Source organism: Pseudomonas sp. GW821-FHT01D09, from assembly GCF_059422465.1.
Genome location: NZ_JBWKWY010000008.1, coordinates 74657 through 87731, shown reverse-complemented (window position 1 = coordinate 87731; position 13075 = coordinate 74657). Strand labels below are relative to the sequence as shown.

Here is a 13075-nt window from a genome sequence, read left to right as displayed (position 1 = left end):
GCCCTCCAGTGGGGATGACTAAAGTCTGGGCCCAGGGCTATGATCAATCCAACGAATGTTTCTTATGCAACACATCTCAGAGATTGATCAATTGACTCACTACCCGAGCATCGACACCGACGTGCTACGCACCTTCGTCGCCATCGCCGACCAGGGGGGCTTCACCCGCGCCGGCGAGAAGGTCAACCGCACCCAATCAGCGGTCAGTATGCAAATGAAGCGCCTGGAGGAGGACGTGTTGCAGCGCAAGTTGTTCGAGCGTGATGGCCGGCAGGTCAGGCTTACGCCCGAAGGCCAGGTGTTGCTGGGGTATGCGCGGCGCATCCTGAAGTTGCATAGCGAGGTGTTCAATACCTTGCGCGAGCCGCATATGGTCGGGCTGGTGCGCATCGGCACCCCGGACGACTACGTAATGCGCTACCTGCCCGGCATTCTCAAGCGCTTTTCCAAGGCCTACCCGCTGATCCAGATCGAGATGCACTGCGAAGGCACGCCGGTGCTGATGCAACGACGCGACCTGGCACTCACGGTGATCAGCCGCGAACCGGGCAATGAAATCGGCGAACTGCTGCGCAACGAACGCATGGTCTGGGTGGCATCGCCCTGCTTTTGCGTGGATGAGCACGAGACCCTGCCCCTGGCAATCTCCGGCCTGGACAGCTTTTGCACACAATGGGCCCGCGCCTCGCTGGAGGCCGTGGGGCGTGAGTATCGCCTGGCCTATCACAGCTCCAACGGCGCGGCGATCCAGGCCGTGGTCGGTGCCGGGCTGGCAGTGACGGTGATGATGGAAAGCCTGGTCACCGAAGACTTGCGGATCTTGGGCAGTGACGAAGGTTTCGGCCCGCTGCACACGGTCAACTTGCGCCTGCTGCGCAACCCGAACATGACCTCGCCCATCACCGAATGCCTGGCCGAATATATCCTCGACGGTTTCAGACTTTAAAGGTCAGCATCACCGCGCACATCACCAGGAAACCGCAGAACAAACCGCGCAACAGGCGCTCCGGCAAGGCGTGGGCGATTTTTACCCCCCAACTGATGCTCAGCAGCCCGCCGACCGCCAGGGGCACGCCGATCAGCCAATCCACCTCGTGGTGCCAGGCATAGGTCACCAGGGTCACGCCGGTACTGGGCAAGGCCAGTGCCAGGGACAGGCCCTGGGCAACCACCTGGGTGGTGCCGAACACACTGGTCAACACGGGCGTGGCTACCACCGCGCCGCCAACACCGAACAGGCCCCCCATGGATCCCGACGCCGCGCCCAATACCCCCAGCCACGGCCAGGAATAGCGCATCTGTGCTGAAGGCGGTGTATGGCGGGTGAACATGCGTAACAGGTTGTACGCCGACAGGGCCACCAAAAACACAATAAAGCCAATGCGCATCATGCCGGCATCGATGCCTACCGCCCAGATCGACCCCAGCCAGGCAAAACAAAAACCCATGATGCCCAGTGGCAAGGCATGGCGCAGTTCTATGCGATTGCGCTGGTGGTAACGCCATAACGCCAGCATCACATTGGGGACCACCATCACCAGCGCAGTGCCTTGGGCAATTTGCTGATCCAGGCCAAACAGCACGCCCAGCACCGGAATCGCGATCAACCCGCCCCCAATGCCAAACAGCCCGCCGACAGTGCCCAGGGCTACGCCCAGCATTACATACATCGCTATATCCACCACAACCACACCCCTGCGCCGTCTCAAGCCCTGCATGCTACGCACTGCGCCCTGGCAGGGAAACGCATAGCAACGCACAATGGCTATGCCAAATCCGCACAAGCGAATGATCCCCATGAACCCCACAACCCTGACCGATCAACTGGGCCTGTTCCTCGATGTGCTGGAAGCCGGCAGCTTTTCGGCAGCGGCGCGGCGCCATCCGCTGACGCCCTCTGCCGTGGCGCGGCGCATTGACAGCCTGGAAAGCGCCCTGGGCAGCCAGTTGTTCCTGCGCAGCACCCACGCGGTGCTGCCCACTCCGGCCGGGCTGGCGTTTGCCGAGCGTGCGCGGCGGATTATCCGGGAGTTGCAATTGGCACGGGCCGAGGCCGTGTCCCTGAGCCATGCGCCCGAGGGCCTGATTCGGGTGGATGCCCCCGCCGCGTTTGGCCGGCGACACCTGGCGCCGGCCATCGCGGATTTCCTGGCGGTCTACCCGGGCCTGGACGTGCACCTGCATCTGATCGACAGCTTTGTCGATATGCAGGGCGAACATCTGGGCAAGGTGGACCTGGTGCTGCGGGCCGGACATATAGTCGATACCCGGCTGGTCGCCACGCCATTGGCCAGTATTGTGCGAATCGCCTGTGCCAGCCCAACCTATCTGAAAAACCGTGGCACGCCGACCCATCCCAGCCAGCTCAACGAACACGACGGCCTGGACTGGGAAGGCCTGGCGCCGATGTTCGCCTGGCGCTTTGAACTGGATGGTCGCAAGAACACCTACCGCCCACAGCGCATCCGCATGAGCGCCAATAATGCTGAAGCCCTGCTGTCCGGCGCCCTGGCCGGGCTGGGCATCGCGCACCTGCCTACCTGGCTGGCCAGTGAATACCTGGTCCGCGGCGAACTGGTGCCGCTGTTCTGTGAAAACGGCCTGCCCACTGCAGAAACCGCCGGCATCTACGCCCTGCGCCTGGAACAGCAGGCCAATGCCCGCAGCCGCCTGTTGCTGGAATACCTCAAGAGCCGTTTCAGCCCCGTCCCACCGTGGGATCTGGCGTTGCAAAGTGGCTGGGGCTGACAGCCGCCAGCAAATTATCTGGCGCATCAAAGGTTTGCCCGCTAGATTCCAGCTCAAATACGCTTTAAGGCACCGCCATGACTGACACCTGCGACTCCCTGCTCCTCGACAACCAACTGTGCTTTGCCCTGCACTCCACCTCGTTGTTGATGACCAAGGTCTACAAACCCTTGCTGCAAGCCCTTGGCCTGACTTACCCGCAGTACCTGGCCATGATGGTGCTGTGGGAAGACGATGGTTTGACCGTAGGGGAAATCAGTAACCGCCTGCTCACCGACCCGGGCTCGCTGACCCCACTGCTCAAGCGCCTGGAAGCCGAAGGCCTGTTGAGCCGCACACGCAGCCGGGTCGATGAGCGTGTGGTGGTGGTGGCGTTGACCGACGCAGGCCGGGCACTGCGGGACAAGGCCATGGATGTTCCCCCCTGCATCCTCAGCGCCAGCGGGTTGCAGAGGGAGCAACTGCGCAAGCTGCAAGCGGACTTGCTGGAACTGCGCAGGAATTTGCAGGGTAGCGTCTAGCCACCTGTCGGAACCGGCTTGCCGGCCCCGACAGGTCATCGCGATCACTTCAAAAATTTATATTGCGCACTAAACATTTGCGCGATACATTCATTTCGCCACTTACTTAACGCGCAAATTTTTAGCGCAAAAATACAGCGAGGAACACCCCATGCAAACCCTCTATACCGCAGTAGCCACCGCCACCGGCGGCCGTGATGGCCGTGCCGTTTCCAGCGACAATATCCTCGACGTCAAACTCGCCACCCCAAAAGAACTGGGCGGCGCCGGCGGCCAGGCCACCAACCCGGAACAACTGTTCGCCGCTGGCTACTCAGCCTGCTTTATCGGCGCCCTGAAGTTCGTCGCCAGCCAGAGCAAACGCAAAATCCCCGATGACGCCTCGATCACCGCCCATGTCGGTATCGGCCAGATTCCCGGTGGTTTTGGCCTGGACATCGACCTGCACGTGTCCCTGCCCGGCTTGGCCGAGGATGAGGCGCAAAGCCTGGTAGACGCTGCACATCAGGTCTGCCCGTACTCCAACGCTACCCGTGGCAATGTCGATGTGCGCTTGCATGTCACGGTGTGACCGGTAAACAGGCATAAAAAAACCCGACTCTTGGTCGGGTTTTTTATCAGTAACGCAAGACTTACTTAGTAACCTTGGCGCGACCTTTGTACGAACCACCTTCACGGGTGTCGATCTCGATCAGGTCGTCGATCTCGATGAAATCAGCCACTTGCAGTTCGGTACCGTTAGCCAGCTTGGCAGGCTTCATCACTTTGCCCGAAGTGTCACCGCGAGCGGAACCCTCGGTGTAGGCAACCTTACGCACGATGGTGGTCGGCAGCTCTACGGACACCAGGCGCTCTTCAAAGAAAATGGCTTCGCAGACGTCTTCCATACCTTCTTCGATGAACGGCAGAACAGCTTCGATATCTTCAGCGTTCAGCTCGTACATGGTGTAGTCGGTAGTGTCCATGAACGTGTAGGTGTCGCCGCTGATGAACGACAGGGTCGCTTCCTTGCGGTCGAGGATCACGTCATCCAGTTTGTCATCGGCGCTGTAGACGATCTCGGTCTTGTAACCGGTCAGCAGGTTCTTCAGCTTGGTCTTCATGATTGCGCTGTTACGACCAGACTTGGTGAACTCAGCTTTCTGAACCAGCCAAGGGTCGTTTTCGAGACGGATCACTGTACCGGGTTTCAGTTCTTTACCAGTTTTCATTACGAATATCCGAAATTTGGATGGGATTTACAAAAATCAAGGTCGCGTATCATATCCAATTTTCATAAAACTGTACCAGCGCCGTCGCAAGATCGGCCTGCAAGGCCTGTTCCAGACACCATTGCTCGGCATGTGCAGTCAGTTCCGGCCAATGCTCAAGCACGGTTTTCCAGCCTGAGGCCATGTCGCTGTCCGTGTTCCAGGCTTGCCATAGGACGATCAGCGCAGCTTTCGCGGGGGCAGACAGGTCCTGGGTGTACAGATCAAGGAACGCATCGAGCTTGTCCAGGTGGATGTCTTCATCCTGGCGGTAGATATGCCATAACAACGGGCGCCCGGCCCATTGTGCGCGCACAAAGGAATCTTCGCCGCGCACGGCATTGAAGTCACAACACCACAGCAGGCGGTCGTACTGCTCCTGGCGCACGAACGGCAGCACCTGCACCGTCAGCGCGCCGCGCAGGTGCACCTGCCCCACGCCTAGCGCCTCGCCCCCCAGCCAGCGCTGTACATCGCCAAGGATGCGCCCTTCCGGCACCAGCAGATGGGTGGCCTGGCCATCGGCCGCCAATACGTCCAACCAACTGGCCAGGCCGGCATTTTCGTAGGCGAACAGCGAGATCAACCGCGCGCCCGCCGCAGGAACAACACCCAGCGCTTGTAGGAATTGTTGCTGGGCCTGGGGATCACGCTGAAAAGCCTGACGCCGCTCAATCAACCCCGCCTCACGCAGCAAGCCCCCGGTGCCGGGGCGAAATCCCGGAAAGAAGAAGTACTTTTGCACGCCCTTGAACTTGACCGACGGCAGGCCGTGACATCCGACCACCCATTCCTCGGCACTCAGATAATCCAGGTTCATCCACAACGGCGTACGCTCGCGGGCCGCCATGGCCTCCATATAGGCCGCTGGCAGTTGGCAGGCAAAGGCTGCGATCACCACGTCCGCCGCTGCCGTGGCGGGCCAATCCGCCGGCCAGTGGCGCACATCCACGCCCTCCTGCCACTGCTGCGCCAATTGCACGTCCACCTCGGGGCACATGCGCTCGAACGCCCGCAGGTCATCGACCCACAACCGCACGGCACAGCGCTGTTCTGCCACCAATTGCCGGGCCAGGCGCCAGGTCACGCCGATGTCGCCATAGTTATCGACAACGCTGCAAAAAATATCCCAGCGGGCTTTCATTCCGGGCTCCATCAGTCAAAGGCTCGATTGTCCGCATAAATGCCGCCAGGCAGAAGGGCTGATCGCGATTATTCTGCACGCTGGCTATGCGACAATCCCCCACTCGCCGCAACCGCCCGCCAGGAGGCCGCCATGTCCGCTCGCCCGTTGTCGCTGTTCAAACTCAGTATTGCCGTGGCCCTGGGCCTGTGGCTGGGCTTTGTCGCCATCGCGCTGACGGCCTGGCTGGCCTCGCGCTACCTGCCTGGACAACCCGTGGCCGCCGTCACCCAGGCCGTCCAGCAGTTGGGCAGGCCGCCTGCCGTGACTCCGGAGCCGCCGAACCGCATGTTTGAGCAATACCAGCAAAACCTGCACAAGCAGGCACAACAGCAGGCGCTGGATCAGGCCCGGGACAACCCGCGCAACCTGTCCAACCCCAAATGCCAGTTCTGGCTCCAGCAGGACCAGAACGCCCCCAGCGACAAGAGCCGGGCCAATGTCCTGCAATTTTGTGATTGAGCACAAAACCGCCCATGAATAAACACGCCGTCCTCCAGTTGATCCTGGAAAAACTCGCCGCCGACCTGGATGTGGCGCAACGCGCCGCGCAAACCGCCTACGAAACCGCGACCCACGAAGAAAACATCGCCGAGAACAAATACGACACCCTGGGCCTGGAAGCGTCTTACCTCGCCGCCGGGCAAGCCAAGCGCGTCGAGCAAATCAAGCAGTCACTGGTGCTGTGCCAGAACCTCAACCTGCGGCCCTACGATGAACAACGGGGGATCGAGGTGGGCGCCCTGCTTGGCCTGGAGGATAACGACGCTCGCCAGCAATGGCTGTTCCTGGCGCCGGATGCGGCAGGCCTGAAAGTCTATGTGGTGGGGCAGTTGGTGACCGTCATCACCCCTCGCTCGCCGCTGGGCAAAAGCCTGCTGGGCAAGTTCGAGGGCGATGAGGTGGAGATTCTGGTGGCGGGCACCCGGCAACAATTCGTGGTGACCGAGGCCCGCTGAGCCGATCAGTGAACCGGCAGTTCAACACCGTCGAACAGGGCTTCCAGTTCCTGCTTGTTATGGCACTGGATCGCCTTGGCCATGACTTCACGGGTCAGGTGCGGGGCGAACTTCTCGATGAAGTCGCACATGAAACCACGCAGGAAGGTGCCACGACGGAAGCCGATCTTGGTCACGCTGGACTCGAACAGTTCGCTGGCATCGAGTACCACCAGGTCGCTGTCGAGCTTGGTATCGACGGCCATCTTGGCCACGATGCCAACGCCCAGGCCCAGGCGCACGTAAGTCTTGATCACGTCGGCGTCAGCCGCCGTGAACACTACTTTGGGCGTGAGGCCGCGATGGCTGAAGGCCTCATCGAGCTTGGAACGGCCAGTAAAACCGAACACGTAGGTGACAATCGGGTATTCCGCCAAGGCTTCCAGGGTCAGCTTCGGCAGCTTGGCCAGTGGGTGGCCCTGGGGCACCACGACGCAGCGGTTCCAGCGATAGCACGGCATCATCACCAGGTCGCCGAACAGCTCCAGGGCTTCGGTGGCGATGGCGAAGTCGACGGTGCCATCAGCCGCCATTTCGGCGATCTGCATCGGCGAACCCTGGTGCATGTGCAAGGCCACGTCCGGGTACTGCTTGATAAAGGAGCTGATGACCGGCGGCAGGGCATAACGGGCCTGGGTGTGGGTGGTGGCAATCGACAGGGTGCCCTTTTTCTCGTTGGAAAATTCCTGGGCGATCTGCTTGATGCTTTCAACCTTGCGCAGGATCTCGCCGGCGGTGGTGATGATGCGCTCACCGGCCGGCGTGACACGGGTCAGGTGCTTGCCGCTGCGGGCGAACACTTCGACGCCCAATTCGTCTTCGAGCAGGCGGATCTGCTTACTGATACCCGGTTGCGAGGTGTAGAGGCTTTGCGCCGTGGCGGAAACGTTGAGGTCGTGGTGCGCCACTTCCCAGATGTAGCGCAGTTGTTGAAGCTTCATATGTATCCCTCAAAGCAGATAGACGCCACGGATATCAGCGACGGTATATAACTATATTAAAGGTTTGATTGATAAATCTAGAACTTTTTATCGTTTACGCCCCATCACACATCTTCACTGCGCCGGCGCTGCAGCAAAGGCACCAGATAGACCGGCACCCGCGACAACTGCAACACCCGCGCCGCCGTACGCCCCAATGGGGTCAGGATCCCCGCGCCCTGGCTATGACTCCCTACGATCAACAAATCTACCGAGAGTTTCTGCGCCTGGTCGAGAATCACCTGGGCGGGATCCCCCTGGATCACCCGCACCGAACGAATCGTCTGTAAATCCTGCTCGCCATCCGCCAGTTCTTCGCGAAGGCTGTCCAACACCCGCTGTTCGATACTCGCCATGACCGTGGTCAGCCCCTGGGCCTGCCATTCGCTCAAGGCCGGCTCGTCCAGGTAGGTTTGCAGCACCGAGTCGGCGAGCAGCCCGATCGGCTCCACGACATGGATCACATGCAGATCCGCCTTGAACGTGCGCGCCATCGCCAGTGCATGTTGCATCACGTAAGGCGCATACACACCCAGGTCTGAGGCATACAACATCGACCGAATCATAGAACCTCCTGGACTGCCAGGATGGCGGGGACTGTTTCAGCTTAGCAGCGCCTCCGCGACTGCGATGAACTTAGCGTTAGACCTGGACTTTCGGCTCATTGCTCACACCATGGGGCACATGCCCGGTGGCCACCACCTCCCTGGCTTTCTCGCAATGGCCGGCCTGGTCGTCAAAAAACACATCGGCAGCGAACGCTTCAAGGAACGCCGACTTTTCCAGGCCGCCGAGAAACAGCGACTCGTCCAGGCGGATGTCCCACTCGCGCAAAGTGCGGATCACCCGCTCATGGGACGGGGCCGAACGCGCCGTCACCAGCGCCGTGCGGATCGGGCATGACTCATCGGGGAACTCGCGCTGCAACAGATTGAGGGCCGCCAGGAATCCCTTGAACGGCCCACCCCGTAGCGGTTCGCGAGCCGCTTGCCGCTCGCTGGCCTGGAACGCTTCCAGGCCGCCGCTTTGGTAGACGCGCTCGGACTCGTCGGAAAACAGCACCGCGTCACCGTCGAAGGCAATCCGCAACTCAGTGCTGGAAGCCCGACGGGCGCCGCCGGACAAAATGGTCGCCGCCGCAAAACCGGCATCCAGCGCGCTACGCACATCTTCGGCGTGGGTCGAGAGAAACAGGTGGCAGCCAAACGCCGCCAGATAAGGGTGGGGGTTACGCCCACCGACAAAGGCAGCGCGGGAAATATCCAGGTCGTAGTGCTGGATCGAATTGAACACGCGCAAGCCGGTATCGGCACTGTTGCGTGACACCAACACCACCTCGACCCGCGCCCGGCCGAGGCTGGCATTGAGGGTCAGGAGTTTCTTGACCAGGGGGAAGGCATCCCCCGGCTCAAGGATTTCTTCCTCGTGATCGATCTGGTACTTGCGGTAGGCCTCGACGCCCTGGGCCAGGTAAACCTTATGGCTTTCGCCCAGGTCGAACAGGGCCCGCGAGGAAATCGCCAGCACCAATTTGTCGCTCATGCTTTTGGCCATGCCTGTTCCTCAGTTGTTGCGCCGATCGATAAAACCCAAGGCCTGATACAGCGCCTGCATCCGCGGCAATTCGCAGCCGGCGGCCCTGGCTGCGGCCAGCGGGCGGGCATAGATCGCGGCCAGCTCCAGGGGGCGCCGATGTAGATGATCGTGATACATGCTGGGCCAGTAGTCCGTCAAACGTTCGGTCATGCTGAACATCTGCTCGGCATAACCGGGCGCGATCTGATGGCCGCACGCGTGGGCGCCCTGCACCACTTCGGCCATCAGGCCCTGGATCAATTCCCGGCTGGATTCGTCGGCCATCAACGCCGAGGTATTGGCTCCGAGCAGCACCGACAGGCCGTTGTACGGCACATTCCACACCAGTTTATGCCAGCGCGCCTGGTCCAGGTCGGGCATGGCCTGGGCGTCGATCCCGGCGTGGCGGAACAGCCCGGCGCCCTCTTCGACAATCGCCTGGCGGCGTGCCGCATCATCGGTGGCACTGCCACTGTGATAGCCCAGGCTGACCCGGCCCATGGCCTGGTGCTCGACAATCCCCGGCCCGGAACGGTGTACGCAGATATAGCAAAGCCCGCCGAGCAGGTGCACCGATGGCGGCAGGTGCTCGCGCAGGGCCTCCTCGACACCCAGGCCATTTTGCAACAGCACCACCTTGGCATCGGGCGCCGCTGCCTGGGCAATGGTCGGCGCCAGCTCAACGTTACCGGTGGTCTTGGTGCCCACCAACAGCCAGTCGCAAGGCGGCATGTCGGCCGCATTGGCATAGGCCTGCACCGGGTGCAGGCGCAGGGCGCCATGCACCGCGCTATTGAGTTGCAAGCCGCGCTCGCTGACCGCCGCGAACTCACTGCGCAACAGGAAATGCACGTCAAAACCGGCGCGCGCCAGCATCAACCCGTAAAAACCACCAATGGCACCGGTGCCGATAACCCCGATGCGTGGCCCGGGTTCAACTGCACTCATCATGGCAACTCCTCTGGTTCTCGTTTGAGCGCTTCGTCTATACCTTCACGCAGGTCGCCGGCATTCAGGCCCACCTGCAAGGCGCCGTGGAACTGCCCCTCGCACACCACAAACAACGCCGGCAAATGGAAGATCCCATAGCGCTGCACCGCGCCGCCATTGTGCCCGGCGTCAACCCAGCAGATGCGCGCAACCGGCAGCTCCCAGCCGGGCAACTGCTGGCGCGCCCAGCGGCAACTGGAACAGCCCACACTGGTAAATACCAGCAATGAAGCACCCGGTAACCCCAACAACTGTTGGTCGATATCCAAATCCGTCAATTCAAACGCTTTCACTCGCTCCACACCACCCCCTTTAACCAGGCAACACACTATCAGGCCGCACGCCACCGCGCGCAATTGCCCATTGTCGAGCCGGCGTGTACGCGCTAAGGTTCGGCTCCCCGCTGCATTTAAATCATGCTGTGCTCCGCCGCACGGGGTTCGCTGGCGGCCGGCACCCGTGACCCTGACGAGTAACACGATGGCTGATTTACCGATCAACGACCTAAACGTCGAATCCAACGAGACCCTGATCACGCCCGATCAGCTCAAGCGCGAAATCCCTTTGAGCGACGCTGCCTTGCAGACCGTCACCAAGGGCCGCGAAGTCATTCGTGACATCCTCGACGGCACTGACCACCGCCTGTTCGTGGTGATCGGGCCGTGCTCGATCCACGACCTCAAGGCCGCCCACGAGTACGCCGAGCGCCTTAAAGTGCTGGCCGCGGAAGTGTCTGACACCCTGTACCTGGTGATGCGCGTGTATTTCGAGAAGCCGCGGACCACCGTCGGCTGGAAAGGCTTGATCAACGATCCGTACCTGGACGACTCATTCAAGATCCAGGACGGCTTGCACATCGGCCGCAAGCTGCTGCTGGACTTGGCTGAAATGGGCCTGCCCACGGCCACCGAAGCCCTGGACCCGATTTCCCCGCAGTACTTGCAAGACCTGATCAGCTGGTCGGCGATCGGTGCGCGTACCACCGAATCGCAGACCCACCGCGAAATGGCCTCCGGCCTGTCCTCGGCCGTGGGCTTCAAGAACGGCACCGACGGCGGCCTGACCGTGGCGATCAATGCCTTGCAGTCGGTTTCCAGCCCGCACCGTTTCCTGGGGATCAACCAGGAAGGTGGCGTGTCCATCGTCACCACCAAGGGCAACGCCTATGGCCATGTGGTACTGCGTGGCGGCAATGGCAAGCCCAACTATGATTCGGTCAGCGTGGCCCTGTGCGAACAGGCGCTGAGCAAGGCGAAGATCAAGCCCAACATCATGGTCGATTGCAGCCACGCCAATTCCAACAAGGACCCGGCCCTGCAACCACTGGTGATGGAGAACGTGGCCAACCAGATCCTGGAAGGCAACCAGTCGATTATCGGCCTGATGGTCGAGAGTCACCTGAACTGGGGTTGCCAGGCCATTCCAAAGGACCTGGCCGACCTGCAATACGGCGTGTCGATCACCGATGCCTGCATCGACTGGTCCGCCACCGAGACCACCCTGCGCAGCATGCACGCCAAGCTCAAGGACGTATTGCCCAAGCGCAAACGTACCTGACGCACACAAAAACGCCGGGCTGAGCCCGGCGTTTTTTTATGCCCGCCTGCTGGCTTTACAGCTTCGCGGCATGGCGCTGGTGACGCTCCATGTAGCGCTCCACGTAGGAGCAGGATGGGATCACCGTGTAGCCCATGCTCTCGGCGTATTGCAGCGCCTCTTCGGTCAACGCAGCGGCAATGCCGCGCCCACGCAAGGCATTGGGCACAAACGTGCGGTAGATATCCAGGGTCTGCTTCCCCAGGTCCATGTAGGTCAGATAGGCACGATGACCGTCCACATTGGTCTCGAACTGATGACCAGCCTGGTCATGGTGGATGGACAACGCCTCGCTCATCACTACTCCTTGCGGGTCTTGGTTTCTGACCCCTACCTTACCGATGTTTTTCCGGCGAAGGAACATCTACGCCACCCCGTGCCGGTCTCGACAACGAGAAAAGCCCTACAGCACTCACGCCCCGCACGCAGGAATAGTAGGCACCAATCCGGTCATTGCTCAAGGGACGCTCGTCCTCCATCGGGCTGGCGGACATAGAAAGGGCTGATCGAGCATCCCGTGGTCGATCGGCCTGAACATTGCCGGCAGTTGAAGCTTGAGACGAACAAGCGCTTTTAAAGTCACCTCTACATGCGCGAAAGATGCCCACATGTCTCAGGGAAATCTGAACAATAGTGTTCATGCCGATATATAAATTGACAGGCGCTTACAACGTTTAACACTTGCCAGCCGGCGCTTTCAGCCTGGATCCAATCTTTGGCCACACATCAAGAACTGGATATTTTTTATACAAACTCGCCAAAGATTAGCCAAAATAGATTCGGCACAAGAATTTTTTTTGCTTCTTGCGCTACGTCAGTTTACTTACTACAAGTAATGGGTAGTATGTACGCCGGCTATTAGCTCACTCTGAGATAGTAGCCATTAAATAGAAAGTCCTTGAAGGGGAACACGATGAACAACGTTCTGAAATTCTCTGCTCTGGCTCTGGCCGCAGTTCTGGCTACCGGTTGCAGCAGCGTCTCCAAAGAAACCGAAGCTCGTCTGACTGCAACTGAAGACGCAGCAGCTCGCTCCCAGGCTCGTGCAGACGAAGCCTACCGTAAAGCTGATGAAGCTCTGGCTGCTGCTCAAAAAGCACAACAGACTGCTGACGAAGCTAACGAGCGCGCTCTGCGCATGCTTGAAAAAGCTAGCCGCAAGTAATAATCCCTCGGGGTTGTTATCAAGCCGATCCATTTTTGGATCGGCTTTTTATTGCCCGTATCCCGGGCA

17 protein-coding genes are annotated in these 13075 nt (G+C 60.4%); 8 read left to right on the top strand and 9 right to left on the bottom strand.

Going from position 1 to position 13075, the window contains the following annotated elements:
- Positions 1–64 precede the first annotated feature (64 nt).
- Complete coding sequence (locus AC07W7_RS11000) at positions 65–946, top strand: LysR family transcriptional regulator (RefSeq protein WP_099169524.1); 882 nt, start codon at positions 65–67, stop codon at positions 944–946.
- On the opposite strand, the gene AC07W7_RS10995 is transcribed toward AC07W7_RS11000, so the two are convergent.
- Positions 936–1685, bottom strand: coding sequence for a TSUP family transporter (locus AC07W7_RS10995; RefSeq protein ID WP_169898789.1), 750 nt, complete (start codon positions 1683–1685; stop codon positions 936–938). The two genes, AC07W7_RS11000 and AC07W7_RS10995, sit on opposite strands and share 11 nt — an antisense overlap.
- A 112-nt stretch (positions 1686–1797) precedes the next feature.
- Here AC07W7_RS10995 and AC07W7_RS10990 point away from each other — a divergent pair, with 112 nt between their 5' ends.
- From AC07W7_RS10990 to AC07W7_RS10980, 3 genes are all read left to right on the top strand, one after another.
- A complete protein-coding gene (locus tag AC07W7_RS10990) occupies positions 1798–2748 on the top strand; it encodes a LysR family transcriptional regulator (RefSeq protein ID WP_495039308.1) in 951 nt (316 codons plus the stop codon).
- Between the two features lie 77 nt (positions 2749–2825).
- On the top strand, positions 2826–3269 hold the full coding sequence (locus AC07W7_RS10985; RefSeq protein WP_099169522.1) for a MarR family winged helix-turn-helix transcriptional regulator: 444 nt from the start codon (positions 2826–2828) through the stop codon (positions 3267–3269).
- Between the two features lie 151 nt (positions 3270–3420).
- Positions 3421–3840, top strand: a complete 420-nt coding sequence (locus AC07W7_RS10980) for an organic hydroperoxide resistance protein (RefSeq protein WP_099169521.1) — start codon at positions 3421–3423, stop codon at positions 3838–3840.
- 61 nt (positions 3841–3901) lie between these two features.
- On the opposite strand, the gene AC07W7_RS10975 is transcribed toward AC07W7_RS10980, so the two are convergent.
- A complete protein-coding gene (locus AC07W7_RS10975; RefSeq protein WP_099169520.1) occupies positions 3902–4480 on the bottom strand; it encodes an elongation factor P in 579 nt (192 codons plus the stop codon).
- 49 nt (positions 4481–4529) lie between these two features.
- Entirely contained in the window at positions 4530–5663 is a 1134-nt protein-coding gene (gene earP, locus AC07W7_RS10970; protein WP_495039307.1) for an elongation factor P maturation arginine rhamnosyltransferase EarP, read from the bottom strand.
- A gap of 132 nt (positions 5664–5795) precedes the next feature.
- Here earP and AC07W7_RS10965 point away from each other — a divergent pair, with 132 nt between their 5' ends.
- Together AC07W7_RS10965 and AC07W7_RS10960 are read left to right on the top strand one after the other, a co-directional pair.
- Complete coding sequence (locus tag AC07W7_RS10965) at positions 5796–6164, top strand: hypothetical protein (RefSeq protein WP_099169518.1); 369 nt, start codon at positions 5796–5798, stop codon at positions 6162–6164.
- 14 nt (positions 6165–6178) lie between these two features.
- A complete protein-coding gene (locus tag AC07W7_RS10960) occupies positions 6179–6661 on the top strand; it encodes a GreA/GreB family elongation factor (RefSeq protein WP_099169538.1) in 483 nt (160 codons plus the stop codon).
- Positions 6662–6666: 5 nt separating this feature from the next.
- On the opposite strand, the gene cysB is transcribed toward AC07W7_RS10960, so the two are convergent.
- The 5 genes from cysB to AC07W7_RS10935 all read right to left on the bottom strand — a co-directional run bounded on the left by cysB (position 6667) and on the right by AC07W7_RS10935 (position 10538).
- Positions 6667–7641 (bottom strand): HTH-type transcriptional regulator CysB, encoded by a 975-nt coding sequence (gene cysB, locus AC07W7_RS10955; RefSeq protein ID WP_099169517.1) that lies wholly within the window; start codon positions 7639–7641, stop codon positions 6667–6669.
- Between the two features lie 104 nt (positions 7642–7745).
- Positions 7746–8246 (bottom strand): universal stress protein, encoded by a 501-nt coding sequence (locus tag AC07W7_RS10950; protein ID WP_099169516.1) that lies wholly within the window; start codon positions 8244–8246, stop codon positions 7746–7748.
- A gap of 76 nt (positions 8247–8322) precedes the next feature.
- On the bottom strand, positions 8323–9234 hold the full coding sequence (locus AC07W7_RS10945; RefSeq protein ID WP_495039306.1) for a 5'-nucleotidase: 912 nt from the start codon (positions 9232–9234) through the stop codon (positions 8323–8325).
- Positions 9235–9243: 9 nt separating this feature from the next.
- Positions 9244–10203, bottom strand: a complete 960-nt coding sequence (locus tag AC07W7_RS10940; RefSeq protein ID WP_197883509.1) for a putative 2-dehydropantoate 2-reductase — start codon at positions 10201–10203, stop codon at positions 9244–9246.
- Positions 10203–10538, bottom strand: coding sequence for a YbbN family protein (locus tag AC07W7_RS10935; protein ID WP_099169513.1), 336 nt, complete (start codon positions 10536–10538; stop codon positions 10203–10205). The genes AC07W7_RS10940 and AC07W7_RS10935 overlap by 1 nt, the downstream gene beginning before the upstream one ends.
- Before the next feature lie 187 nt (positions 10539–10725).
- On the opposite strand from AC07W7_RS10935, the gene AC07W7_RS10930 reads away from it, so the two are divergent.
- Positions 10726–11802, top strand: a complete 1077-nt coding sequence (locus AC07W7_RS10930) for a 3-deoxy-7-phosphoheptulonate synthase (protein ID WP_099169512.1) — start codon at positions 10726–10728, stop codon at positions 11800–11802.
- 55 nt (positions 11803–11857) lie between these two features.
- Here AC07W7_RS10930 and AC07W7_RS10925 read toward each other — a convergent pair whose 3' ends face one another.
- Entirely contained in the window at positions 11858–12139 is a 282-nt protein-coding gene (locus AC07W7_RS10925) for a GNAT family N-acetyltransferase (RefSeq protein WP_029297992.1), read from the bottom strand.
- A 615-nt stretch (positions 12140–12754) separates the two neighbouring features.
- On the opposite strand from AC07W7_RS10925, the gene oprI reads away from it, so the two are divergent.
- A complete protein-coding gene (oprI, locus tag AC07W7_RS10920; protein WP_003172710.1) occupies positions 12755–13006 on the top strand; it encodes an outer membrane lipoprotei OprI in 252 nt (83 codons plus the stop codon).
- Positions 13007–13075 lie beyond the last annotated feature (69 nt).

What these genes read in the sequence shown, in the direction of transcription:
- AC07W7_RS11000 (WP_099169524.1), top strand. Translation starts at nt 65, where the DNA reads ATGCAACACATCTCAGAGATTGATCAATTGACTCACTACCCGAGCATC.
- AC07W7_RS10990 (WP_495039308.1), top strand. Translation starts at nt 1,798, where the DNA reads ATGAACCCCACAACCCTGACCGATCAACTGGGCCTGTTCCTCGATGTG.
- AC07W7_RS10985 (WP_099169522.1), top strand. Translation starts at nt 2,826, where the DNA reads ATGACTGACACCTGCGACTCCCTGCTCCTCGACAACCAACTGTGCTTT.
- AC07W7_RS10980 (WP_099169521.1), top strand. Translation starts at nt 3,421, where the DNA reads ATGCAAACCCTCTATACCGCAGTAGCCACCGCCACCGGCGGCCGTGAT.
- AC07W7_RS10975 (WP_099169520.1), bottom strand. Translation starts at nt 4,480, where the DNA reads ATGAAAACTGGTAAAGAACTGAAACCCGGTACAGTGATCCGTCTCGAA.
- earP (WP_495039307.1), bottom strand. Translation starts at nt 5,663, where the DNA reads ATGAAAGCCCGCTGGGATATTTTTTGCAGCGTTGTCGATAACTATGGC.
- AC07W7_RS10965 (WP_099169518.1), top strand. Translation starts at nt 5,796, where the DNA reads ATGTCCGCTCGCCCGTTGTCGCTGTTCAAACTCAGTATTGCCGTGGCC.
- AC07W7_RS10960 (WP_099169538.1), top strand. Translation starts at nt 6,179, where the DNA reads ATGAATAAACACGCCGTCCTCCAGTTGATCCTGGAAAAACTCGCCGCC.
- cysB (WP_099169517.1), bottom strand. Translation starts at nt 7,641, where the DNA reads ATGAAGCTTCAACAACTGCGCTACATCTGGGAAGTGGCGCACCACGAC.
- AC07W7_RS10950 (WP_099169516.1), bottom strand. Translation starts at nt 8,246, where the DNA reads ATGATTCGGTCGATGTTGTATGCCTCAGACCTGGGTGTGTATGCGCCT.
- AC07W7_RS10945 (WP_495039306.1), bottom strand. Translation starts at nt 9,234, where the DNA reads ATGGCCAAAAGCATGAGCGACAAATTGGTGCTGGCGATTTCCTCGCGG.
- AC07W7_RS10940 (WP_197883509.1), bottom strand. Translation starts at nt 10,203, where the DNA reads ATGAGTGCAGTTGAACCCGGGCCACGCATCGGGGTTATCGGCACCGGT.
- AC07W7_RS10930 (WP_099169512.1), top strand. Translation starts at nt 10,726, where the DNA reads ATGGCTGATTTACCGATCAACGACCTAAACGTCGAATCCAACGAGACC.
- AC07W7_RS10925 (WP_029297992.1), bottom strand. Translation starts at nt 12,139, where the DNA reads ATGAGCGAGGCGTTGTCCATCCACCATGACCAGGCTGGTCATCAGTTC.
- oprI (WP_003172710.1), top strand. Translation starts at nt 12,755, where the DNA reads ATGAACAACGTTCTGAAATTCTCTGCTCTGGCTCTGGCCGCAGTTCTG.